The sequence below is a fragment of the Ferroplasma acidiphilum genome (genome assembly GCF_002078355.1).
GTDB classification, from domain to species: Archaea; Thermoplasmatota; Thermoplasmata; order Thermoplasmatales; family Thermoplasmataceae; genus Ferroplasma; species Ferroplasma acidiphilum.
In genome coordinates, this window is the sequence record NZ_CP015363.1 from 1657391 (window position 1) to 1679046 (window position 21656).

The following is a 21656-nucleotide window of genomic DNA, read 5'->3' on the forward strand; positions in this document are numbered from 1 at the left end:
TTATTTATTTATAGTCCAATTATTAGATAATGAGCTTGAAATCTGATTTTACCATTGATGTTATAGATACACATACAGAGGGAGAGCCAACACGTATTATGTTCTGGAATAACATTCCTAAAAATTTAAGGGATGCGCTTTCCGTGAGAAAATATTTCATTGACCATTATGACTACATAAGAAAAATATTGCTGCTGGAGCCCAGGGGGCATAAGGACCAGTTCGGCGCCATTCTCCTTCCTCCGGTAAACCCTGATAGCGATTATACCGTGATTTATCCTACAACTGAATCATATCTTGATATGTGCGGGCATGCAACAATTGGTGTGAGCACTGCACTGGTTGCACTTGGGTATGTTCCATTTGAAGGCAATGAGAAAACTCTGGTATATGACACAGTAGCCGGGACTGTTAAAGCAAGGGTCAAGATAGAAAACGGAGAACCTGTTTCTGTATCCATTGTGGATGTCAAATCATATTTTGTAAAGCAGATTAAGGTAAATGTGAACGGGAAAGATGTGGATGTTAATATTTCATATGGAGGAAATTTCTACGCCATTGTAAATTCTAAGGATCTTGGAGTTGATGTGGAGCCAGAATATATTGATGACCTGCTTGCATATGGGAAAATAATAAGGGAAAAAGCATATGAGACTTTGAAAGAACTGTATCCTGAAAACCGTAAAAACCTGGAGCCTCTTGCAATGATAACCGATAATAACCATGATTACCGCGCAATAGTTACCTTTGCAGGCAATAGCTTTGATAGGTCGCCGTGTGGTACTGGAACTGCTGCCAGGGCTGCTTTTCTTGTCCATGAGGGAAAGTTGAAACTGGATGGCAGCTATGTTAATGAGTCAATTCTCAGGACAAAATTTGAATGCAGGATAATATCGTGGGAGAAAGTCAACGACACCATTGCAATTGTCCCTGAAATTACAGGTAGGGCATGGGTAACACAGCTGTGCAAGCTTATAGTTGACCCATCAGACCCTTTGAAACACGGGTTTCTGGTACAGTAATTATTCATTAAATAATGACTCTTTTTCTGGAAATGTTTCGCAATATTTATTTATATTTATGTTATAAAACATCATAAATGCCGGACACAATATATGTTTATGAAAACCATAAAATTACAGGCCCCGATGGCTATAATGTTGATATAATTATATCTGACCATGGAAAAGAAATAACCATAGAAGGGACTGATAATATACAATTAAAACGGGAAAAGGGCAAATATATCATAAGCCACAATTTTCTCGAAGAAGGCAACCTGGAAAGAGGTTCTGCAATGGAGTATAGGGGAACCAATTTCTGGATTCCAAAAAAGGATATGAAAAAGTTAAGAATGTTAAATTTTGCTATTTATTCTCAAAATATAGAAGTTGCATATATTAACAAATTCAAAAATAGCCTCAATATAAATATAGAAAAAAATGAGTATACAATTCCAGTAATAATATACATTGCGGTACTATCCAGAGAGTTAAAGGAAAAATTCGGAAAATTGTATATGAAAACCGGGGCACTAAATATGGCTGGATCAGTTTTATATCCGCTACTTGGAATTTCCTCACTATTGGGGGTTAGCGTAAACTCACCAGCAATTTACATAGTAAGTATACTCATTTTTGTGGCTTTACCTGTTGCATCATCAATAATAGGTAGGAAAGGTGTATTTTAGTTAATTTCTGGAGCCCGAATATGTTATCTGGCCAGTTGACATTTAATATTTAGCGGTATTTAACGATACTCCAATTTCATATGGAAATGCAAATAAATAAATATTGAAGTGGGATAAAATTACCATGGCAGAGATTGATTTTGGAACGTATCACCATTCATCCTTAGAAGGGTCAATAAAAGTAAGGGCGCTGGTGGAGGAAAATATGAACCAGGTACTTGGCAACTTGTATCCAGCAACTCAAAAAATAAATATTCTTGATGCGGGTTGCGGCCTTGGTTTTATGGTTTCCATAGCTGCAAAACATTTTCCCTATGCATCAATTACCGGTATTGACATATTTAACCATGACAGCCTTTCTGGATCTTCCATGGAAAAGGCACTTCAAAATATGAAAGAACTTGGCATAGATAATAGAGTTTTATTGATCAACCATAACCTCTTAACTCCTTTTACCATAGAAACAAAATTTGACCTTGCAATGTCAAACCTGGTTTTCCATAATCTGGGGAAAAATAGATTTAAGGCCTATGATAATGTTATTGAATGTCTTAACAGCGGAGGGTATTTTATTCTTATCGACCTTCTTCCTGAACAATATATAGATATGGATTATTTTGGAAATAGTTTTTCTACAGTTATGGAAATACCCATCACAGGCAATGGGAAATGGGATTTGCAGATGAAGATATTTCAAAAAATTTAATTTAAAAATAACAAAATATAAAAAAATAAATTATCTTATCTGGAATGCTTTACGAATAATACCAGAATTCCAGCTACCAGGGCAAATAATGCCATCCCATAAACACCTGCTACGAAGGAATGGGTTACAGTCTCAAGCCCCCCAACAACTATAGGCCCAACTGCACCACCGAGGTTACCCAGCCCATTGATAAGGCCTATTGACGCAGCGGAACTTTCCTTTGTAAGTGATTCCTGGGGTATATTCCAGAAAACCGGAAGGAATGTGAATATTCCAATAGCTGATATTGTAAAGAATGCAAAAGATACATAGGCGTTCGATATTGAGAAAGCACTTATTGCAAGCCCTATAAAAGCGATAAAGAATATAATGGCTGTAAGTTTTTTCCGATCACCTTTTCTATCCGAGTACCTCAGTATAAAAATAAGTGCTATAGCTGCAACTATATATGGTATATCAGACAGGAAACTGGAAGAAGCTGCGTTAACATGCGCAAAAGACCCTATAATTGACGGTAACCATATAGAATACCCATAGAGTGCTGTTACACCGAAGAAATATACAAGTGTTAATAAAATAACATCCGGCTCCATTAATGCCTTCTTCCAGGGGATTTTTAAAGCTTTATTTTTTTGTTCAATATCAAGGTCTGCTTCAAGGGCATTTATTTCTTCTTTTTTCATCCATTTTGCCTGTGATGGAAAATCGGTTAGGACTATCCATAAGATTACGACTGAGACCAGGGCAAGTATACCTTCGATTATAAACAGATATCTCCAGCCAGGATTGTTGCCATAAACAGTAAAAATTTCACCTGAAAGTAAGCCACCAAATATACCGGCAACCGGAATTGCAGCATTGAAAAAGGCATTCGCAACTCCCCTCTCGGACTCAACAAACCATACACCCATAAAGAACATAACTCCCGCATAGAATGGAGCTTCTGCCAATCCAAGAATGAATCTCAGGGCATAAATTTCTGGCACATTTTGGACAAAACCGGTTATTATTGTTATTATTCCCCATGCAGTAAAGGCTACTGCGAAAATTTTTCTTACACCTACTTTGTTTATCCTTAACGTGGTGAACACCTGTGGTATGGCATATGCCACGAAAAACAATGCCGATGCTATGCCTGCAATTAAATCAGCCGATGATTTCGGTACCCCTATATCAGGGAACATCCCTGCAGATATTGCATAGGATAGATTCACCCGGTCTAAAAAATTTATAACGTAGTATATTGTCCCGTAAATATTTCCTATATATACCCTCTAAAAATATAATAAAAGAATATAAGCCCAGAATGAAGTTAAATGAGAAAAAAATAAAATATATAATAAGGGAGAAAAATAAGAGAAGATCATCTACAGAAATAGCTAAGGAAATGAAAATAACAACAAGGTATGTAAATTACATATACAAAAAATACAGGGATAATGGAGAATATACAATAGGTAAAAGGAAACATAGGGAATTAAACAGCAAGGATATAGAAATAGTTAAAAAAATAAGATATGAATACCCTATGTCAGGACCTGAAAGAATAAGGAAATACCTTAAAAGAAAGGGGATAATAATAGCTAAAAACAATATATACAGAATACTGTTATTATTAAATATGGTTGATAACAGCAATAATAAGAAGAAACAGAGAAAATATATAAAATATGAGAGGAAACATAGCAACTCACTATGGCATATGGACTGGACTAAATACAGTGACAGTGAGAAGTTAATAATAATAGAAGATGATGCTTCAAGGTTCATAGTAGGAATGGGAATATACGGTGAGGAAACAATAGATAATACAATAGAAGCACTGGAAATAGCAATAAACACTTACGGTAAGCCTGAAGAGATATTAACAGACCATGGAACACAGTTCTTTTCAAATGGTAAGAATGGAATACCTGGAGATCACAATAAGTTCCAGGAATACTTAGATAACAGTAATATAAAACACATACTTGGAAGGGTAAAACACCCTGAAACAAATGGAAAACTGGAGAGATTAAACTATACCATAAAACGTTTAAGGCCATATTTCAGTACCTGGGAAGAGGTAGTATACCATTACAACTATGAAAGGATGCATGACTCACTGTCAGATGGTGATAATATAGTTACACCAGCAATGGCATATAAAAATAAAATGGTGGTAAAATGAAAAAATATAAATTCATACAGTATATAAAGGAAATAATAATGGGACAGTACAAAATTTATAACGTAGAGAAAAAATAGTATAGGCGCTATCCTTATATATCTCTTCTTCAACGAAGAAGCCACACTAAACTTAGTAGTTTCCATAACAGATAGAATAAATATCTTATATATAAATTGTTACATGATAACACTGGTCATGTATGATGTTTTCTAAATATGGATTAATGGATAGTTATGTGCTTGGTTATAAACTTTTCAAGTTTCGTTATTCATAATAGATACCCCATAAGCGTATTTAGTTGTTACTTTACCTTTGTATATGAACATATAGGAAAACTTTAAGGTTTCTTTAAGGTTTTGAACATCATTCAAATTCATAGAAATGAAGCATAATAGCGGAGATTGAAACACTCTCAAAAATATCAGTTGATATATTTGAGTTCGAAAATAATATGATCAGGCTATAACAGGAGTATTATGGCAATACTCTCTGGTTATAATACATGTACTCACATTCATAATAATAGAAAAATGGAGCAAAAAACCTACAATACAAAGTTAGTAAAATGAGCGAATTCAGATTTTATTAGAATATTACTAGAATACAAATTCTTTTACAAAAAGAGAGATGATATAGTAATTAAAAACTTATATTTTTGTGTACTATACAAAAGCAGGGTATTTTATTTCAATAATTCCAAGTATTTTGGAGGTTCTAATATTCTATTAACGTCAATGCCATTTACGGTAGCATACCTGAGGACATGTTTAGTATTCCATGTGACAATATAGTCAATACTGACTGATTTTGCTATTGAAATCATGTACCAATCGTTTCCAACATCTTGTATTGCCGTAGGGTCTATTGTAAGATTCTCTGTTTTTATAAAATTCAGTTGCATAACATAAGGATCGAGCCTTGAGTTCAAATATTCAGGTCTAACATTATTTAGGGCGCGAAATACATCTCCTTCTTTCTTTCCACTCCGTGAAATCTTTTCAACCAGATCTGGGTCCAAATCAAGAAGTCTTTTCAACTCACCATAGAGTATATCGCAGGTAAATGCCTTATCTGAGCCATTGACGACTCTTTTACATACCTTACCATTTGCGGAGCTACCAGACCCGGAGATAAGGTAGGCTAATATAACATTGGTATCAATTATGAGCCGCATTTATTGTTTCAGTGCCTCTTTGGCCAGGTTGACAGCAGAGACTACATCTTCTTCAGTTATTTTATTTTCCTGCAGAAACTCAGCAAAATACTTATCTACAACCTCTTTCTTAAGGGCTGATCTTTTAGTGAATTTTGGGTACCTTGAATATACCGTATCAAGTAATTCTTTTAAACTCATATAATTGAAGGTAGACTTGACATAGTATATTTGTTGTTTCTCAAAATCAGATAAGTTGTTCCAAACTGAAGCGGCAATTTTAAAACCTCTGTTGGTAAGTCTTAGCTCATCAAAAGAAATCAGTCCTCTTGATTGAAAATCAGTAAGATCTCCTGAAAGTTCCTTTGAAAATGGGCCATACCAAAGAGGTTCAAAGTGATAGATCTCCTTCATATCTATGAATGGAGTTCTTCTACATAGGAGGAAAATTTCCTTCTGTAAATGTGTAACTGATGGGATTGACTCATTATTCTTCTTAGACTTTCCCCATGCGTATATGAAAGAAAGCAACAAATCACTTCTTGAAACCATATAACGAAGATATTCCATTGTTATATATATTTCTTGTGTAACGCAGTAAGTTTTCACGAGTAGAGGTTGGTTGTGCATCTCGGATAAAATAGTGGATCAGTCGGGATTTAATTATAACTTAATCTGGATAGAAGAACCTGTAAATACTAAAGAAATTTTATTGACACCATCAATAACATTTAAGTATAGTTTAAACATAAACATATGTTATGCCAAAAACAATTACCATTAAAAAGTCAGTGTATGATGAATTAATCGGTGTTAAAAAGAAAAACGAAAGCTTTAGTGAGTTATTGGAAAGGCTAGTAAAATCACAGAGCAAACAGGAACTACTTCTGTCATTGCGAGGGCGCATTGAATTCGAAGGAAAGGATGAACTTCTAAAAGAAGTTGAGAAAAAACGGTGGGAGAGAGAAAATTGATTCTACTGGATACAGATGTTATCATTGAGATACTCGACAAGAAATCGGATAAAGGAGAGACGCTTATGTCAAAGATTATTGACAGCGGAGAATATTACTGCACAAGCTCCATAAATTTACACGAGGTTCTATATGGAATTAAAAAATATTCTAAAGATTCTAAATTGGTCATGCAGATTCCAGTTTTAGGCTACAGGAAAAGTGACACTGAACTGTCTGTAGACTTAGAACTAAGTGCCGAAAGAAGTGGGAAAGCTATTCCCAGAATAGATGTAATCATAGCAGCAATAGCGATAAACAACGGGTGTTCACTTTACACTTTAGACAACCATTTTGAAGTTTTAACGGATATTGGCCTAAAGCTGTTCAGGTTATGATTTTTAAAATATACTAATACCCATAAAGCCTGAAGTCAGAAATATAATTCCAAATACTGATAGAAATAATATTCTAATTCCTGCTTTTTCTGTATGCACTCAAACCACCCTGAATTAATAATCTAACCATCGCTGCCAGGATAAACAGTATGCCAAGTACAAATGAACCTGCCCATACTAAGGATTTTACTCGTAAGTAGAATGCTAGGATACCGAACGAAAATAAAGTGATTCCACCAACTAAACTCATAATTCCTGTTCTAAAAAACCATGGAGAATCTTTTTCCATTATAAGAAGGACTGCAATACCAATAGATGCTATAGAAAAAATCAAGGGTAAAACTATTGGTAATGCGGATATGAAATGCCCATTGTACTTCAGGTTGTTGGATAAAAATATTGACAGATAGAGAAGTAATAAACTAGCAATATAAAAAAGGATAGACTTATAGATGTTTTCATATCTCATGTTTGTTTCCCTTACTCTTATCAAGCCCCAGTATAAAATATTTATTTTGATAGAACATTTAAATATCAAGGTTAAATGCTCAGTTAATGACGTCCAATGTTCCTGAGCAATTTGCTAAAAAGCATACTTCGAAGGTTAAATGCCCTAACTGCCAGTTCGAATTCAATTTTATACATTCAAAGTATGGATCAATTACTGCCGTGAGAGCCTTTAACGTATAGATATTTAAATGCCCAAGATGCAACCAGAAAGAGAGTTTTGATCTTTCAGATCATGAATACGATCCATCTATTCCAACATATGTAGATCCGGGTTTCGGAAAGTTCTTTGGATTTATAATACCTCTTTCTATTGGGCTGGCAATCTCTGTAACTGTACTTGGTATTTTCCTTCCATCTGCTTATAAGGCATTGTCACTTATACCTCTTATCCCATATATAATAGCTATGGTATGGCTTACTTTGCTTATGATGAAAACGTCTAAGATCAAATTGTGGAAACCAGCATAATATACATATGTTATTTTCAGAAGCTAGCAATAGACAAAGTTTCTTAATACTAATGATTAAAACAGGATTATTAAAACATCAACCTACATCGTCTTATAGAAGAAATTTCTGACACCAGGGTTCCATAGCCGTAATAAATGTGTTTACTGAATAGTAGTATAAAAGTATTAGATTAAGTGGACCGGTCGGGATTTGGACCCGAGCCCTCTTGCTTGCGAAGCAAGCGATCTACCGCTGATCTACCGGCCCTAATTAATTTCACTGCCGATATAGGACAATTTAGCCAGAAGTGCATCCATCTGTATATTGTCTGTGCCACCTTCAACAATTCTGAATTCAGCCTCAGCCAGTGCCATGATTATTTCGAGCTTCTGCTTGTATGCTATCTGCTCTCCCCGTATAGATGAATGCATCCCTTTTATTATATCTATTCCTGACAATCCATAGTCAATTAACATCTTGTCAAGATAATTCCTGGCATCATTAAAATTCCCTTCTATTGCCATATTGATGAGATTTTTATATTCATCCCTGTTAATTTCCCCTGATATCTCATATATTGCAGTAGCAGAAACTTTTCCTGAAAGCTTTACCGCCTGAAGGACGTTTACGGCCTTTCTCATATCACCATCTGAGATTTCGTATATGGCATCAAGGGAATCATCGTCTATTTCGAAATTCTCCTTTTTAGCTATATCCTTTAACCTGTTCTTCATTGATTCCCTGTCAATAGGCTTGAAACGGAGAACCACACATCGGGATTGAATCGGAGGAATTATCTTGGATGAATAGTTGCATGAAAATATAAAACGGGTTGTGTTGTAAAACATCTCCATTGTCCTTCTCAGTGCAGCCTGGGCATCCCCTGTAAGATGGTCTGCTTCATCAAGGAATATGATCTTAAATCCCAGATCATTTGATGGCCTGATCTTGGCAAAGTTTTTGATATTGTCCCTTATAATATCTATGCCACGGTCATTGGATGCATTTAATTCCATAAAATTTTCTTTCCATGAATCGCCAAATAATGAAATTGCCAGTGCAATAGCTGTGGATGTCTTGCCTGTCCCCTGTGGTCCGGCAAAAATAAGGTGTGGTATATTTTTATCCTTAACATAGGCATTCAGTCTGTTTATGTTCCCTTTTTCGCCTATGACATCCGAGAGTTTGCTTGGCCTGTATTTTTCCGTCCAGATATTTAACATACTTTTTTTTGATAATTACTTTATTTATAAACATATCTATTCAAAATTCTTATTTCAACGTGCTATTTACAATTGAAGGGTATACATTACGAACACCTTCTGTAGCTTCTATTTCTGCTATGCATTCATTCAATGATTTTCCATATAGCTTTGAAATGACTATAGCTATGGCGGAATGATCTCCAGAAGTTGAAAAAAGGCTCTTGATAAAGGTTAATTTTCTTAATTCTTCCAGTGTCTTTGTATAATGTTCAGGCATAATATTGAGTTGACTATTAATTATACCATTTAACCGTAAAACTTTTATACGGCATTATGATAATATAAATATGGTAAAAACCACAATCAATCTTGATGACGAAATTTATGCTGAAATTGTGAGAGAATCTATTGAAAAATATGGGAGTACTAAGAATATGTCCAAGATTATTAATCAACGCCTTGGGAATAAGAAATCCGATACAGGTAAGAGTGGAAAGCGAATTACATTCAACGTCAGAGAAGACCTTGCATCTCTTGATGCAGACAAAGAGATAAAAAAAGGTTGGAAAGCGAGGGATAGATGACATTAGTAGTGGACACAAATGTCCTGGTATATGATGCTATAGAAAACTCTCCACAGCATGGCCGTGCAACTGAGATTATAAATGAATCGGAAAATATTATAATAAATTCCCTTTCAATTATTGAAATTGGATTTGTTCTTCCAAGATATGGAATAAATAATAACAGTGTCGGGATGAAACTTGAAGAATTATTGCACAGCGATTATTTCATGGTTTCCTGGCTATCCGAAAGGATGCTTGAGGGGACATCTACATTCATAGTTGAAAACAACTTCAGTTTCAGGGATTTCAATGACTGGATAATTGCATATGACGCGCTTTCCCGAAATGCTCCCCTAGTGACTTTTGATAAAAAACTATCCAAGCAATGCAAAAAAATCGGAATAGAAATTATTGAGTGCTAGTTGATAGAACGAAGTACAGGGAAAATGAGAGTCTCCAGTATCCTTTAATTAAGGGTGCTTTAGAAACATGAACCATCACTTTATTTCATTAACATAGTCTGATAGAGCCCTGCTGTATTCGGGCAGCATACCCTGATTACTAGATAGGATAAAATTGAGGGCATACTTAAGAGCCTTATCAGCTTGCCCGGATCTGAAAAGAGCAATGCATAGAAATTCCAGTGATGCGGGGTCTGCTGTATCCTTATAAACTCCATCTAGAATAGCTATTGCACTTTCATGTTCACCTTTTATGCTTAATGAACTCCCCAACTGCATTTCAGCCTGTATTTTCATTTTGCCCGTAAGTCTTAGTTTTATTGCCTTTTCATAGAGTGGAATTGCCTCGGTTTCCTTACCCAGAAAATCCAGAACATTGGCATATTCAAACAGGTAAGCAGCATTTTCGCTGAAATCATCATAGGATTCCTGGAAAATTTTCAACATGATTTCCGGTTTGTCCTGATACTTCCAGGCTTCTTCTATAATATTGTTCGGACTTTTCATTTATTTCCATCTCTCAAAAAGCTTTTCAATTTTTTCCCTCCTTGCTTCTCTAGATTCCACTATGCTATTTCTCATGCCATTTGCATCCTCATTTGAAATAGTGCCCCTCAATTCAAGCAGGGTAATAGTTGAGAACAGCCTGTTTATAACAGCGGTAAAACTTTCATTTTTACCTTTTAATTTTTTTAATTTGTTGTATGCTTCATCTGAAATTGATATATTCTTGCTGGGCATTATAATATCTATATGCGTATATATTTTAAACTTTACTAAATTGGGTTAATGAGCAGTTATTTATTCTTCAGGGGAAAAATAAACGGATTAAAAGCATACAGAAGTATGACTTGCGATAAACGGCTGGATGCGCTCCCTGAAGGTGATGAGGAGTGAATGTATACTGAGAATTTCAGAATTTCTTTGCTAACAAGCCTCATTAATGTAAAAGAGAAGAAAACATACACATCAGAAGAAGTAAAGAAACAGTTGAGAATTCAGTGACCAACTTTGAAGTTAAATATTCAGAAGAATATAGTTTCCCATCTTAGAGGCCGGGAGAATTATCCAGGAAATAGAAAGTACCATCTGGCGTAGCCCACAATTCCCATAGATACACGAGAATAAAAGAAAAAATTTTTAAAGCAAAAACTAACTCTTGACTTTTAGCTTGCTCCCAAATGCCGTTGTGAGTGTTTCTTTGTATTGAGAAAATATTTCATCTGTCAATTTTCCCCTTCCATGGAAGTTGCAACGAACAAGGTGGAACTTCAGCTTCTTTCTATTCGCATGCAAAAGAATCTCAGGAAGGGAAACTACCGTTCCGCCGCTTAATTCTGCCTTATCTACGGTTGAATAAGGAATAACTGTATATTGAGGTGGTACTTCTGAGAGCTTTGTTTCCAGGTTATCTTCTATTTCTTTGCCTCTTCTGGCATTCTCCATAACTATGTTTTCAGCCTCTTCCTGGGTAACCTTATAATTGGAATAATTGCCAACAACAGGCGCCATTCTTTCTGGATTACCCATAGTTGTATGCCACATATCGGAAAGCCTTTCCTTTGCACTCATTGTCAAGAATTGATACATTTCATTATCGGTGAAAATGAGATAGTAAGTGTCGTTCATATGGGCAGCATTATCTATTGAACCAATGATTTTTACCATAATGAAATAATTTATAATATGTATTAAATTTTGCTGTTAAAATTCATAGCCATTATCTATATTTGGATAAGAACTGTTTTTGTGTATAATTTCTTCAGTAAAATGTATTATTTTAGGGATAATTTCAATAGGTACGTTTATTCATCTGAGAGAATGTAATTAACATGATGATATAAGTATTTCAGAACATGGTTAATTATTAAGATAACCATGGCTATTCATGATACGATAATAAGAAAATAATGCTTGCCTCCCTGCAGTCCCGAATCAAGCTTGATTGCAGACTACTTCATTCATTGCCAAAAAATAGATTTCATGCTTTACTGGACATATTAAGCAGGGCATAATGAATATTAATTAAAGCTTATAGATCGGTGCTAACAACACAATTTTTGGTAACGTTTTTATAATGCACCACTTACTTATTTTAACTAACATTTATATATATCCACAAATTATATAATTGGAAAACTATGACAGATATTAAGTGTAGAAAGTGCGGGGAAATATTCAAAAAACCACGGTGGGGATTTAAGCCTCTGGAATACAAGGCCGGGATGAAAATGCCAGGAGGACTTGTAGCCCTGGGTGCAATTATTGTGTGCCCGAAATGCGGTTTCGAAGGGTCTTTAAAAGAATATGATACTGTTTAAATTGCATTCCCTTAAAAATTACACATTTACCAACTTCTAAATGATGTCCGCAATAGAAAAGCCGGCATCGGTATCAACTAATTCCAGAATATGACCTCCCATTTAACCATAGTCGATCATGGAAGGTGCTCTGGAAAGGATACTACAAGAGTTATTTATCTTCTCTTGTATTTATAATGGCAGTTTCTTCCAGTCCATCAGGTCCTTATCATTCAGGGATCTAATTTCAAGCTTCTCCAGAATATCCGTAAACAGGTCATCGCTAATTGAACCGGCATAAACCTTTTCTTCAGAGTGCCGGAAGATGGCAGACCGTATTGCGCTTGCTGCTATAGTAGACTGGAGATGCGAATCCACAACAGAATCGTCCTTTATCTGCTTTGAATAAGTGCCCGATATGTCGTCTTTCTTTATGTCCTCAAGCAGGTCATCAACAGTGGCTTCAAGTTTCCTGTTATTCTCTTCTGCCAGTACTACACGGACTTTGTATGTTGGCTCGAAATCAATCTTATCATCATCCACCTTGAACCAGTTCTTCGCATCCTTTTCAAAGAATACTTCAGCCAGTTCCTTTGCGACAAGCTTGGGATTTGAAAAATCAACTCCAGAAGTTAAATCATAAGTAACCATTGAACCGTCCTGTGAAACTTTTCTGCATTTTTCAATATCTGACTTAAGTTTATCTTCATTTACCATAAATATACATACAGTTTTGCCTAAAAAGACTTTCCTAAAGATGCTTTCCGGTAGTTATATAACATTTAGTCCGGTTCCCTCTTTTGCGAATAAAAAATTAATACATAGTATATCCTTTTGGTCGAAATAGAACAATGATAGTAGGATAATTCCCTAAGGTGTATAACACATGGTCAAAATAAAGATAGACTAGCATTGCTCAAAGAGCAGTGAAAAGAGCTGATGCCGACAGTGCAATAATAAGGTATGTATTATTCACTTTGATGCTTTACTCTCTCTTTTTCTTCTTGCTGAATATCTCATCAGTCCTCTGTTGAAGTTTTCCACTTCTTGCACCAATGACTAAACCTATTGCCAGGAGAATTATGGAAATTAGGAAGGCTAATCCTCCATAAAGAAAACTGTCTGCCAAAATTGTACCGTTAGAATGAAAAATTGCACCGATAGCCAATACAATAAGGGAGACAAAAAACAAAAAGGTGCCAGCAGTCATTATTTTGTTTATCGCATGAAATTTGACCATTTTATCGCCTCGTTTATAGCCATAGTGCTAATAAATATTTGCTTTCTGCCGTAAGTTTAGAAGTCACACATAAAGTAGGAAGATGTTAACTTACGCAGGAGTGTAGATAACTACTTTACCATATAAAGGGCAGATATTAACCAGGAATGATATGGCGAAATCTCAGATCCCTTCAGACACCAAAAAGCATTATAATCACCGGGCGGTGAAATAGCCGTTGCAATTGCAGTAGATATCTTCCTTTACCCTGGCAAAATAAGGTTCTTATTTCAACGTGCTATTTACAATTGAAGGGTATACGTTCCTGACACCTTCTGTAGCTTCTATTTCCGCTATGCATTCGTTCATTGATTTTCCATATAGCTTTGAAATGACTATAGCTATAGCTGAATGATCTCCAGAAGTTGAAAAAAGGCTCTTGATAAAGGTTAATTTTCTTAATTCTTCCAGTGTCCTTGTATAATGCTCAGGCATAATATCAAGCCCCAGTATTGCTTCTTCCAGGCCGAGGCGTTTCCCCTGGAGCCTTGTTGTATATGCTATAATTTGCTTGTCTGTTTCCATCTTCTGCAGATGGTTTCTAATAGTCCCAGGACTAACATTGCATAATTTAGCAAGGTCACGTATGGACAATTTTGAGTTGTCAATCAGATACCGGGCAATTTCCGTGTCCAGTTTATCAACCATATTAGTATATTATAATAAAGAATAAAAATTTATGTTTTATAATTTAGATTTACTGAACATTTGTATAATTAAATAAGTATAATTGGTAATTATAATTATACATATACACAAAGTATTTATGCAAACATACAATTAAGAGTTGATAAACATGGAAAACAGAATGCCTTTAATTGGAGAGAAATTCCCTGAAATGGATGTTGTTACAACACAGGGAAGCAAGAAGTTGCCTGACGACTACAAAGGAAAATGGTTTGTCCTATTCAGCCATCCCGGAGATTTTACTCCAGTATGTACCACTGAGTTCTTTTCATTTGCACAGAGAAATGATGAATTCACTAAATTAAATACTGAATTAATAGGATTGAGTGTTGATTCAAAAATATCACATATGGAATGGATCAACTGGATACATGACAATTTAAAAATAGATGTTAAATTTCCCATAATAGCGGATCCTATGGGAAACGTTGCAAAATCTCTTGGAATGATACATGCTGAATCTGCAACATCTACTGTAAGGGCAGTATTTATTGTGGATGACAAAGCAGTGGTAAGGGCTATACTTTATTATCCCCTGGAGATAGGAAGAAATATATCTGAAATTCTCAGGATGATCAAAGCCCTGCAGATGGTTGACAAATATAAGATAGCAACACCTGCAAACTGGCCTGACAATGAATTAATGAAAGGGAGGTTTATAATTCCACCACCGGCAACTATGAACGATATACCGGAAAGATTAAAAAAATATAAGGGATATGCCTGGTGGTTAACATACCGTGATGCTCCTGAAGAAGAAGTAAAAGAAGCAAAGGAAGTATCAAGAATGAAGGAGGCGAATTAAATGCCGATGTACGAAACAGAAAATAGTTTAGATGAAAAGACAAAGGATATGTCAAGAGCAAGGCAATCGCTAATAGAAGAAATGCAGGCAATAATGTTCTATGACGAGAGATTGGATGCATCAAAGGATCCTGTATTGAAGGAAGTGATAAAGCATAACAGGGACGATGAAAAAGAACATTTCTCATTGCTGCTGGAATACCTCAGGAGAAATGACCCGGAACTTGACAGGGAATTAAAGGAAATATTATTCTCCAAAAAAGAATTAAAAGAGCTTGGGGATTAAATATTTATTTTTATAAACCCTGTGAGAGGACTTAAATATTTTTAATGATTTTTTAAAAACAATTATAATATCAAATAATTTTTAAAACAAAAGGCAATTCCATGCCATGTATAATATTGTTGTACTTGCATCTGGAAACGGGTCAAATTTTCAGGCAGTGGTGGATGCAATAGATAATGGCGTCATAAATGATGCAAAGATTTCAAAATTAATATGCAATAATAAAAGGGCGTATGTACTCCAGAGGGCAAGGAACAGCGGTATAATGCCTGTCCTGGTAGACAGTAAAAAAGAAGATTATAACAATATTATATCTGAGATTCTCGCTGCAGAAAACCCGGATTTAATACTTCTGGATGGGTACATGAAAATAATTCCAGATAATATAATAGATGCTTATCCTTTCAAAATGATAAACCTCCATCCATCATTATTGCCTGCTTTTGGCGGCAAAGGCTATTACGGGGGGAAAGTCCATGAAGCTGTTATAAAATCCGGCGCAAGGTTTTCCGGCTGTACAATTCATTTTGCTACAAAGGATGTTGACAATGGGCCTATTATAGACCAGAGAGTTGTTGAAGTATCTGACAGTGATACACCGGAGTCACTGGAAGAAAAGATACATGAGGAGGAACATAAAGCACTTGTATATTCAATAAATTTGCTGATTACAAAAAGGTATTCAATTAATGGCAAACGTGTAATCAGGGAATAATTATTTCAATATCAGGTGCAATCCATCGAACAGTATGTATATTGCAAATGCAAATATTATAGCTGCAGAAACAATTTTAATGTATTTTTCATAGCCCGTTCCAAAACGCCACACAACATATGGGAATACTATTGTCCACACCACGATTCCAGAATATAATCCGGTGATGGAAAATATGCTCAGTTCCTTGAGCAGGAAGAATCCAACTGTAAACCACCATATTATCTGAAAAGGGTTTGTCAATCCCATGGTTACTCCTAAAACATAATTGCCTTTCCTTGTTTTTGATGGCATTTTTGACCTGAGTATTGATATGCCCAGGTAAAGCATGAAAATACCACCTATTATGTATATAACCTTCAGAATTGTAGGGCTTATGATTCCATTGGTAAGGAATACTATGGCAAAAAATGTTAAATCCGCGGTCATTGCACCTAATCCTACAAGTGTGCCATGAAGCGGAGATTTAAGCGCTTCGTTTGCAATAATTGAATTTACGGAACCGGGCGGGCCTGCAAGTGATAGCCCCAGCAGGATGCCTAAGCCATAGTCGTAAAGAAACATCTATGGAAATATTATAGGAGTATTTTAAAATTATAGCAATGACATATTTTTAAGGACAATATATCCTGCAGCCAGGTCTTCCAGCCCTATTCCAAGGCATTTGAAAACAGATTTGCTGTTTCTGTATTTATCAGGGTTTAACATAAATTCTCCCAATGTGGTTATTTTGCTCCTATCCTTTATATCGCTTATTTCTGATGATTCCATTGCTGATTGCTTAGAATTTTCCTCTATTACCAGCCCTGAGTTTTCAAATACATCCTTATCTGCTTCCCTTGAACCTAAGACATTTGAGCCGATCAGGTTAATATGGTAATTTTCAGGTAGCATGGAATAATTAAATATTGGCTCCTCTGTATCCGTTGCAGATGCAATGATGTCTGATTCCTTAAGGCATGATAGGTCTTTAACGGGTTCAACTTTAATTCTGGATTTTTCTGCAAATTTCTTTGCATGTTCAAAGTTTCTTGAATATACATGGGCATTTTCCAGTTCGTAGTACTCTGAAATTGAATTCAACTGTGATTCAGATTGAAATCCTGACCCTATAATTGTATAATTGATTCTCTTCTTCTTTACCAGCATTGTTGTAACCATTGCTGAAATAGCACCTGTCCTTATCTGCCCGAGAACGTTTGCGTCCATTGCAAATAGTTTGCCGGGGTTTTCTGTACTGAACAGTATAACAAAAAACCGGTATCCGCTTTTTCCATACATATATGTTTTCAATCCTGCTATGCCACGTTTTTCATAAAGTGCTGGCATGGTGCTGAAAACAAAATCTTTTCCGTATATCCTGTCCCTGGGGCTAGAGTCAGATTCCCCTTTTCCATATGAAATAAAAGCTTCCTTTAACTCATCAACACATTCTTTTACAGGAAGGTTGTTTTTAACATCATTATCATCTATGTAGGTAATCATAGTTTAACATATGATTATTATATTTCAATTTTCCCGGAATAAAATTCATAATAAATTAATAAACAGTGAAGAAATTATGAATTATGATCAGGGTTGGCATGATAGTACCGGCCAACAACGTGGCACTGGAATACGATATGTATAGAATGGCTCCTGAAAATATGAGCTTCCATTCAACCAGGATGAGGCCTTCCAGGAACTGCGAGCCTGATGACCCGGTAAAATTCAGGAATGATTTGAAACAGGCCTATAGCTTATTGAGAAGATCATCAAACGTAATTGTATATGGCAGGACATTTGGAACACATAAAAATGCAGATATTATAAGGGAAGTATTCGGAAGAAATGTCATCATACCTGAGGAAGCTGTTATTGAATACCTCCAGGAATCAGGGAGCAAATACATGTGGCTTGGAACGCCATATATAAAGGAAAGGACAGATGAAGAAAAAGAATATTTTTCAAAGAAAGGTTTTCACATTGCCGGGTCCTATGGATTAAATAAAATATATGCGCTGGACATTGCCAGAACCAGCCTGGAGGAAATAAGATGCATGCTGGATAAAAATATTGGTACTGTAGAAAAAAGTGATTTAATTTACATCTCATGCACCGCAATGCCCACATCAAAAATCCTTGATAAGTTAAGCAGCATATATGGAAAACCGGTATTATCGGAAAACTCGGCTATACTGTGGAAAATATCCAGGATTACCGGAAATCCCATAAGAATACCAGGTTTGCAGGATATTTGATTTATTCCCATATTATTTAAATATGAATAATTATTTATTTTTAGTTACAATATGAATATATGTCAATAGCTTATAATAAGGATTACTGGTTCGATTTTTTGAAGGATAATGAAATTAAGGAGAAAGATGCACATGAACTGCTGAACATGGATATTTATTCGTTGATGTCACTTGGTGACTCCCTGGCATCACGGGAAGTGGGGGATAAGGTTTCATATGCCGTTTCCTACAATATCAATTATTCAAATTTTTGCACGGCTTCATGTCCCATATGTGCGTATTATGTTCCATATAAAATTAAAAAATATAACCCTGAAAAGGGATTCGAGCTTTCGGTAGAGGATGTGCATAAGGAAGCCATGAAGGCAAAGGAACTTAACGTTACGGAAATACATATAGTTGGCGGATTCAATCCTGATTTAAATTTGGAATACTATGAAAACATTTTCCGCGAAGTAAAAAAAGTATTGCCGGATATTACACTGAAAACATTCACTATACCTGAAATAGACTTTATAGCGAGAACCACTGGAAATTCTATTCCTGAAGTTATAGACAGGTTCAGGAAAGCAGGAATGGATGCACATACAGGTGGAGGGGCAGAAATATTCAATGAAGAGGTCAGGAAACAGATAACAACTCCTGAAAAAATTTCCGGTGAAAAATGGCTGGAGGATGCGAAACTAATACACAGCCTTGGAGTAAAAGGCAATTCGACAATGACCTATGGAACAGTAGAAAATTATGATGATATTATAAACCATATGGTTAGATTGAGGGATAACCAGCTGGAGCAGCCCGGATTTTTATCATTTATTCCATTAAAATTCAGCATAGAAAATACACCTTTATATAAAATGGGAAAGGTAAGGATGCCTGCCTCTGGAGACAAGGATATCAGGGTTTACGCACTGGCAAGGGCAATTCTTGGAAAAGCCATAAGGAATGTGAGTGTCTACTGGGTTGCACTTGGCAAAGAGCTTGCACAGGTTGCACTGATGTCCGGTGGAAGCGACCTTGTTGGAACTGCATTCAGTGAGAAAGTCTTCGGTGCAACAAACAGGCATACCTCTGGTAGCGTGGAAGAGCTTAACCATTTAATTGAGGAAATAGGAAAGGTGCCGGCACTCAGGGATACATTTTACAACATAAAGGAGTACTATTAACATGATAGGACTCATCAATCTTTCACATTCTGACCCGCTCAGCATGACATTCTCCCCTGATGAAATTGTAAGGAAAAGTGCGGCGGACAATTACAGGGATCTGGAGGAGGGGAGAACTGAAATAGGCATGGTATCCCTTGTTACATACCTGGAGCACAGTGATAAATTAAACCTTGTAAAAAGCATTAACATACATACAAAGGCAAACAGCATATCAACAATACTCCTTTCCAGATCTGGATATCTCAAAAATAATATAAAAATAAATGTAACATCACTTACAAAAACTACTGAATTTTATTTGAAACTGGTTCTTGAGAAAATGGGAATATCCTTTGAATTAAAGGAATCGGGATATTCTGATTATGAAAACCTCCTTAAGGATGCGGATTATGCACTGGTTATTGGAGATGAAGCAATAAAAGCTTATTCAGGTTCTGCAAATATACTTCTTGATGTTGGGCTTGAGTTCTCAAAGCTATACGGGCTTGAGCCGGTTTATGCCGTTGCGGCATCCCGGAATGCAGTAGATAATGCCAGAATCAGTGATCTTGATAAGCATATAGAAGATTCAAAAAAATACATAAAGGAATCGGCAGAAAAAAACTCATTAAAATTCCATGTAAAGAGAGAATTAATGGAAGAGTATTACAGGGTAATGGATTATTCCTTCAACAATAGCGTAATGAAAACTATTGAATTTGCCCGTAAAATAATCGGATAAATGTATATTTGCAATTAATTATTTTTTTCATAAAAGTTATTTTTAGATACCTATTTATTTTATAATGTGATGATATATTATGATTTCTTACGGTTACATAGATACAATAGAAGATAAAATAAAGAATGGGGAAACACTTGATGAGAATGAAATAGTTTCATTATATGATTCTACAAGCCTCAGGGACCTTGGAAGGCTTGCCAGGGGCATTACTGATAAAATTTCTGGAAACAGGGTTTCATTCGTTTCCAATTTAATATTAAATTATACAAACGTTTGCAATGTAAGGTGCCATTTCTGTGCTTTTTACAGGACACAGAATGACGGCGATGCATACACCCTTTCAATAGATGATGTTGTAAATGAGATAAAGACATATTATGAGCCATATGGCATAAGGCAACTTTTAATACAGGGTGGCGTTAATTCTTTCCTTGACCTTGATTATTATACAGAGCTATTTGGCAGAATAAAAAAAGAATTTCCTGGATTAGGCATACACGGGCTTTCAACAGCTGAACTTCATTTTATATCGCTTAAGGCACACATCCCCATGAAGGATTTATTAATTAAATTAAGGGAAAGCGGGTTAGAAACAATACCCGGTGCCGGTGGCGAAATTCTGGATGGCAGTGTGAGAAAAAGGATGGGCAGGCCTGAAGCAAGTGGAAGGCAGTGGCTGGAGATTATGGAGACCGCGCACAAGCTCGGTATACACACATCAGCAACAATGATGTTCGGGCACCTGGAAACTTCACTTGACAAAGCACACCATCTGCTTTCTATACTGGAATTGCAGAAGAAATACCATGGATTTTTATCATTCACCCCCTGGAATTTTGAACCTGGCAATACAGAGCTTGCAAAGGAAGGCTACAAGTACAGGTCTGGTGGAGTATCTGTACTTAAAAATATTGCAATAGCAAGGATAGTCTTCAATAATGAATTGCCAATCATACAGAGTTCATGGCTTACAAACGGTATGCAGATGGCACAGATGGCCATATTATTCGGTGCAAACGACTGGGGAGGAACAATATACGATGAAAAGGTAATACCTGCAACAGGAAAGCAGGTAGGCAACCTGAGAAAGGAATACATAATAAACTCCATCAAGCAGATTAACATGGTTCCTGTGGAAAGGGATAATATGTATAATCCGGTTAAAACCTATTGATTATTATAAATTATAT

General features: G+C 35.8%; 31 protein-coding genes and 1 tRNA gene. 17 read left to right on the forward strand and 15 right to left on the reverse strand.

From position 1 onward, the window contains the following. Positions 1-29 precede the first annotated feature (29 nt). The 3 genes from fad_RS08285 to fad_RS08295 all read left to right on the forward strand — a co-directional run bounded on the left by fad_RS08285 (position 30) and on the right by fad_RS08295 (position 2396). Positions 30-1022 carry a proline racemase family protein gene (locus fad_RS08285; RefSeq protein ID WP_081143021.1) on the forward strand — a complete coding sequence of 331 codons (993 nt, stop codon included), beginning with the start codon at positions 30-32 and terminating at the stop codon, positions 1020-1022. 77 nt (positions 1023-1099) lie between these two features. Further along, entirely contained in the window at positions 1100-1690 is a 591-nt protein-coding gene (locus fad_RS08290; RefSeq protein WP_081143022.1) for a hypothetical protein, read from the forward strand. A 124-nt stretch (positions 1691-1814) separates the two neighbouring features. Beyond that, positions 1815-2396: a class I SAM-dependent methyltransferase gene (locus tag fad_RS08295; RefSeq protein WP_081143023.1), complete on the forward strand. Its 582-nt coding sequence runs from the start codon at positions 1815-1817 to the stop codon at positions 2394-2396. Between the two features lie 35 nt (positions 2397-2431). Here the strand turns inward: fad_RS08295 and fad_RS08300 are convergent, their stop codons facing one another. Then, positions 2432-3610 (reverse strand): MFS transporter, encoded by a 1179-nt coding sequence (locus fad_RS08300; protein WP_236940569.1) that lies wholly within the window; start codon positions 3608-3610, stop codon positions 2432-2434. A 92-nt stretch (positions 3611-3702) separates the two neighbouring features. Between fad_RS08300 and fad_RS08305 the strand changes: the two genes are divergently transcribed. Further along, entirely contained in the window at positions 3703-4566 is an 864-nt protein-coding gene (locus fad_RS08305; protein WP_009886695.1) for an IS481-like element ISFac5 family transposase, read from the forward strand. A gap of 682 nt (positions 4567-5248) precedes the next feature. Here the strand turns inward: fad_RS08305 and fad_RS08310 are convergent. Next, a complete protein-coding gene (locus tag fad_RS08310) occupies positions 5249-5740 on the reverse strand; it encodes a PIN domain-containing protein (RefSeq protein WP_081143025.1) in 492 nt (163 codons plus the stop codon). Then, the gene (locus tag fad_RS08315; RefSeq protein ID WP_081143026.1) at positions 5741-6271 is read right to left on the reverse strand and encodes a hypothetical protein; all 531 of its coding nucleotides are present in this window, start codon (positions 6269-6271) and stop codon (positions 5741-5743) included. 209 nt (positions 6272-6480) lie between these two features. On the opposite strand from fad_RS08315, the gene fad_RS08320 reads away from it, so the two are divergent. After that, on the forward strand, positions 6481-6693 hold the full coding sequence (locus fad_RS08320) for an antitoxin VapB family protein (RefSeq protein WP_081143027.1): 213 nt from the start codon (positions 6481-6483) through the stop codon (positions 6691-6693). Further along, on the forward strand, positions 6675-7070 hold the full coding sequence (locus fad_RS08325; RefSeq protein ID WP_081143028.1) for a PIN domain-containing protein: 396 nt from the start codon (positions 6675-6677) through the stop codon (positions 7068-7070). Before fad_RS08320 ends, fad_RS08325 begins: the two co-directional genes overlap by 19 nt. Positions 7071-7143: 73 nt before the next feature. Here the strand turns inward: fad_RS08325 and fad_RS08330 are convergent, their stop codons facing one another. Then, entirely contained in the window at positions 7144-7539 is a 396-nt protein-coding gene (locus fad_RS08330; RefSeq protein ID WP_081143029.1) for a hypothetical protein, read from the reverse strand. An 86-nt stretch (positions 7540-7625) separates the two neighbouring features. On the opposite strand from fad_RS08330, the gene fad_RS09555 reads away from it, so the two are divergent. Next, positions 7626-7760, forward strand: coding sequence for a hypothetical protein (locus fad_RS09555; protein ID WP_257788215.1), 135 nt, complete (start codon positions 7626-7628; stop codon positions 7758-7760). A gap of 465 nt (positions 7761-8225) precedes the next feature. Here the strand turns inward: fad_RS09555 and fad_RS08335 are convergent. The 3 genes from fad_RS08335 to fad_RS08345 all read right to left on the reverse strand — a co-directional run bounded on the left by fad_RS08335 (position 8226) and on the right by fad_RS08345 (position 9512). Then, a tRNA-Ala gene (locus fad_RS08335) sits at positions 8226-8297 on the reverse strand. Beyond that, the gene (locus fad_RS08340) at positions 8297-9253 is read right to left on the reverse strand and encodes a replication factor C small subunit (RefSeq protein WP_009886831.1); all 957 of its coding nucleotides are present in this window, start codon (positions 9251-9253) and stop codon (positions 8297-8299) included. The genes fad_RS08335 and fad_RS08340 overlap by 1 nt, the downstream gene beginning before the upstream one ends. Positions 9254-9302: 49 nt before the next feature. Next, positions 9303-9512 carry a hypothetical protein gene (locus fad_RS08345; protein ID WP_196795598.1) on the reverse strand — a complete coding sequence of 70 codons (210 nt, stop codon included), beginning with the start codon at positions 9510-9512 and terminating at the stop codon, positions 9303-9305. Positions 9513-9582: 70 nt separating this feature from the next. Between fad_RS08345 and fad_RS08350 the strand changes: the two genes are divergently transcribed. Together fad_RS08350 and fad_RS08355 are read left to right on the forward strand one after the other, a co-directional pair. Further along, positions 9583-9819 (forward strand): hypothetical protein, encoded by a 237-nt coding sequence (locus tag fad_RS08350; RefSeq protein WP_009886833.1) that lies wholly within the window; start codon positions 9583-9585, stop codon positions 9817-9819. Next, positions 9816-10223, forward strand: coding sequence for a PIN domain-containing protein (locus fad_RS08355; protein WP_081143030.1), 408 nt, complete (start codon positions 9816-9818; stop codon positions 10221-10223). Before fad_RS08350 ends, fad_RS08355 begins: the two co-directional genes overlap by 4 nt. Before the next feature lie 75 nt (positions 10224-10298). Here fad_RS08355 and fad_RS08360 read toward each other — a convergent pair whose 3' ends face one another. The 3 genes from fad_RS08360 to fad_RS08370 all read right to left on the reverse strand — a co-directional run bounded on the left by fad_RS08360 (position 10299) and on the right by fad_RS08370 (position 11930). After that, complete coding sequence (locus fad_RS08360) at positions 10299-10769, reverse strand: tetratricopeptide repeat protein (protein WP_081143031.1); 471 nt, start codon at positions 10767-10769, stop codon at positions 10299-10301. Continuing rightward, a complete protein-coding gene (locus fad_RS08365; RefSeq protein ID WP_081143032.1) occupies positions 10770-11003 on the reverse strand; it encodes an antitoxin VapB family protein in 234 nt (77 codons plus the stop codon). Positions 11004-11414: 411 nt separating this feature from the next. Beyond that, the gene (locus fad_RS08370) at positions 11415-11930 is read right to left on the reverse strand and encodes a hypothetical protein (protein ID WP_081143033.1); all 516 of its coding nucleotides are present in this window, start codon (positions 11928-11930) and stop codon (positions 11415-11417) included. Between the two features lie 473 nt (positions 11931-12403). Here fad_RS08370 and fad_RS08375 point away from each other — a divergent pair, with 473 nt between their 5' ends. Further along, entirely contained in the window at positions 12404-12583 is a 180-nt protein-coding gene (locus fad_RS08375) for a hypothetical protein (RefSeq protein WP_009886839.1), read from the forward strand. Between the two features lie 171 nt (positions 12584-12754). Here the strand turns inward: fad_RS08375 and fad_RS08380 are convergent, their stop codons facing one another. From fad_RS08380 to fad_RS08390, 3 genes are all read right to left on the reverse strand, one after another. Beyond that, positions 12755-13279 (reverse strand): hypothetical protein, encoded by a 525-nt coding sequence (locus tag fad_RS08380; protein WP_081143034.1) that lies wholly within the window; start codon positions 13277-13279, stop codon positions 12755-12757. A 268-nt stretch (positions 13280-13547) separates the two neighbouring features. Continuing rightward, a complete protein-coding gene (locus tag fad_RS08385; protein WP_081143035.1) occupies positions 13548-13802 on the reverse strand; it encodes a DUF2614 family zinc ribbon-containing protein in 255 nt (84 codons plus the stop codon). A gap of 264 nt (positions 13803-14066) precedes the next feature. Then, positions 14067-14489, reverse strand: coding sequence for an Lrp/AsnC family transcriptional regulator (locus fad_RS08390; protein WP_081143036.1), 423 nt, complete (start codon positions 14487-14489; stop codon positions 14067-14069). 148 nt (positions 14490-14637) lie between these two features. Here fad_RS08390 and fad_RS08395 point away from each other — a divergent pair, with 148 nt between their 5' ends. From fad_RS08395 to purN, 3 genes are all read left to right on the forward strand, one after another. After that, a complete protein-coding gene (locus fad_RS08395) occupies positions 14638-15333 on the forward strand; it encodes a peroxiredoxin (protein WP_009886843.1) in 696 nt (231 codons plus the stop codon). Further along, on the forward strand, positions 15334-15618 hold the full coding sequence (locus fad_RS08400) for a ferritin family protein (RefSeq protein ID WP_081143037.1): 285 nt from the start codon (positions 15334-15336) through the stop codon (positions 15616-15618). Between the two features lie 106 nt (positions 15619-15724). Then, positions 15725-16333: a phosphoribosylglycinamide formyltransferase gene (purN, locus tag fad_RS08405; RefSeq protein ID WP_081143038.1), complete on the forward strand. Its 609-nt coding sequence runs from the start codon at positions 15725-15727 to the stop codon at positions 16331-16333. On the opposite strand, the gene fad_RS08410 is transcribed toward purN, so the two are convergent. Both fad_RS08410 and fad_RS08415 read right to left on the reverse strand, forming a co-directional pair. Continuing rightward, entirely contained in the window at positions 16334-16897 is a 564-nt protein-coding gene (locus fad_RS08410) for a LysE family translocator (protein ID WP_081143039.1), read from the reverse strand. 30 nt (positions 16898-16927) lie between these two features. After that, on the reverse strand, positions 16928-17818 hold the full coding sequence (locus fad_RS08415; protein WP_081143040.1) for a Rossmann-fold NAD(P)-binding domain-containing protein: 891 nt from the start codon (positions 17816-17818) through the stop codon (positions 16928-16930). An 83-nt stretch (positions 17819-17901) separates the two neighbouring features. Here fad_RS08415 and fad_RS08420 point away from each other — a divergent pair, with 83 nt between their 5' ends. The 4 genes from fad_RS08420 to fad_RS08435 all read left to right on the forward strand — a co-directional run bounded on the left by fad_RS08420 (position 17902) and on the right by fad_RS08435 (position 21640). Continuing rightward, on the forward strand, positions 17902-18573 hold the full coding sequence (locus fad_RS08420; RefSeq protein ID WP_081143041.1) for an aspartate racemase/maleate isomerase family protein: 672 nt from the start codon (positions 17902-17904) through the stop codon (positions 18571-18573). Between the two features lie 59 nt (positions 18574-18632). Next, positions 18633-19739 (forward strand): radical SAM protein, encoded by a 1107-nt coding sequence (locus fad_RS08425; RefSeq protein ID WP_081143042.1) that lies wholly within the window; start codon positions 18633-18635, stop codon positions 19737-19739. 1 nt (position 19740) lies between these two features. Continuing rightward, positions 19741-20463, forward strand: a complete 723-nt coding sequence (locus fad_RS08430; RefSeq protein ID WP_081143043.1) for an MqnA/MqnD/SBP family protein — start codon at positions 19741-19743, stop codon at positions 20461-20463. A gap of 79 nt (positions 20464-20542) precedes the next feature. Then, positions 20543-21640 carry a CofH family radical SAM protein gene (locus tag fad_RS08435; protein ID WP_081143044.1) on the forward strand — a complete coding sequence of 366 codons (1098 nt, stop codon included), beginning with the start codon at positions 20543-20545 and terminating at the stop codon, positions 21638-21640. The last annotated feature ends 16 nt before the right edge of the window (positions 21641-21656 follow it).

Coding starts and splice junctions, on each gene's coding strand:
- fad_RS08430 (WP_081143043.1), top strand. CDS start 19,741: ATGATAGGACTCATCAATCTTTCACATTCTGACCCGCTCAGCATGACA.
- fad_RS08350 (WP_009886833.1), top strand. CDS start 9,583: ATGGTAAAAACCACAATCAATCTTGATGACGAAATTTATGCTGAAATT.
- fad_RS08310 (WP_081143025.1), bottom strand. CDS start 5,740: ATGCGGCTCATAATTGATACCAATGTTATATTAGCCTACCTTATCTCC.
- fad_RS08385 (WP_081143035.1), bottom strand. CDS start 13,802: ATGGTCAAATTTCATGCGATAAACAAAATAATGACTGCTGGCACCTTT.
- fad_RS08285 (WP_081143021.1), top strand. CDS start 30: ATGAGCTTGAAATCTGATTTTACCATTGATGTTATAGATACACATACA.
- fad_RS08395 (WP_009886843.1), top strand. CDS start 14,638: ATGGAAAACAGAATGCCTTTAATTGGAGAGAAATTCCCTGAAATGGAT.
- fad_RS08390 (WP_081143036.1), bottom strand. CDS start 14,489: ATGGTTGATAAACTGGACACGGAAATTGCCCGGTATCTGATTGACAAC.
- fad_RS08435 (WP_081143044.1), top strand. CDS start 20,543: ATGATTTCTTACGGTTACATAGATACAATAGAAGATAAAATAAAGAAT.
- fad_RS08315 (WP_081143026.1), bottom strand. CDS start 6,271: ATGGTTTCAAGAAGTGATTTGTTGCTTTCTTTCATATACGCATGGGGA.
- fad_RS08375 (WP_009886839.1), top strand. CDS start 12,404: ATGACAGATATTAAGTGTAGAAAGTGCGGGGAAATATTCAAAAAACCA.
- fad_RS08345 (WP_196795598.1), bottom strand. CDS start 9,512: ATGCCTGAACATTATACAAAGACACTGGAAGAATTAAGAAAATTAACC.
- fad_RS09555 (WP_257788215.1), top strand. CDS start 7,626: ATGACGTCCAATGTTCCTGAGCAATTTGCTAAAAAGCATACTTCGAAG.
- fad_RS08330 (WP_081143029.1), bottom strand. CDS start 7,539: ATGAGATATGAAAACATCTATAAGTCTATCCTTTTTTATATTGCTAGT.
- fad_RS08360 (WP_081143031.1), bottom strand. CDS start 10,769: ATGAAAAGTCCGAACAATATTATAGAAGAAGCCTGGAAGTATCAGGAC.
- fad_RS08290 (WP_081143022.1), top strand. CDS start 1,100: ATGCCGGACACAATATATGTTTATGAAAACCATAAAATTACAGGCCCC.
- fad_RS08415 (WP_081143040.1), bottom strand. CDS start 17,818: ATGATTACCTACATAGATGATAATGATGTTAAAAACAACCTTCCTGTA.
- fad_RS08400 (WP_081143037.1), top strand. CDS start 15,334: ATGCCGATGTACGAAACAGAAAATAGTTTAGATGAAAAGACAAAGGAT.
- fad_RS08340 (WP_009886831.1), bottom strand. CDS start 9,253: ATGTTAAATATCTGGACGGAAAAATACAGGCCAAGCAAACTCTCGGAT.
- fad_RS08410 (WP_081143039.1), bottom strand. CDS start 16,897: ATGTTTCTTTACGACTATGGCTTAGGCATCCTGCTGGGGCTATCACTT.
- fad_RS08420 (WP_081143041.1), top strand. CDS start 17,902: ATGATCAGGGTTGGCATGATAGTACCGGCCAACAACGTGGCACTGGAA.
- fad_RS08355 (WP_081143030.1), top strand. CDS start 9,816: ATGACATTAGTAGTGGACACAAATGTCCTGGTATATGATGCTATAGAA.
- fad_RS08425 (WP_081143042.1), top strand. CDS start 18,633: ATGTCAATAGCTTATAATAAGGATTACTGGTTCGATTTTTTGAAGGAT.
- fad_RS08380 (WP_081143034.1), bottom strand. CDS start 13,279: ATGGTAAATGAAGATAAACTTAAGTCAGATATTGAAAAATGCAGAAAA.
- fad_RS08365 (WP_081143032.1), bottom strand. CDS start 11,003: ATGCCCAGCAAGAATATATCAATTTCAGATGAAGCATACAACAAATTA.
- fad_RS08295 (WP_081143023.1), top strand. CDS start 1,815: ATGGCAGAGATTGATTTTGGAACGTATCACCATTCATCCTTAGAAGGG.
- fad_RS08320 (WP_081143027.1), top strand. CDS start 6,481: ATGCCAAAAACAATTACCATTAAAAAGTCAGTGTATGATGAATTAATC.
- fad_RS08305 (WP_009886695.1), top strand. CDS start 3,703: ATGAAGTTAAATGAGAAAAAAATAAAATATATAATAAGGGAGAAAAAT.
- fad_RS08370 (WP_081143033.1), bottom strand. CDS start 11,930: ATGGTAAAAATCATTGGTTCAATAGATAATGCTGCCCATATGAACGAC.
- purN (WP_081143038.1), top strand. CDS start 15,725: ATGTATAATATTGTTGTACTTGCATCTGGAAACGGGTCAAATTTTCAG.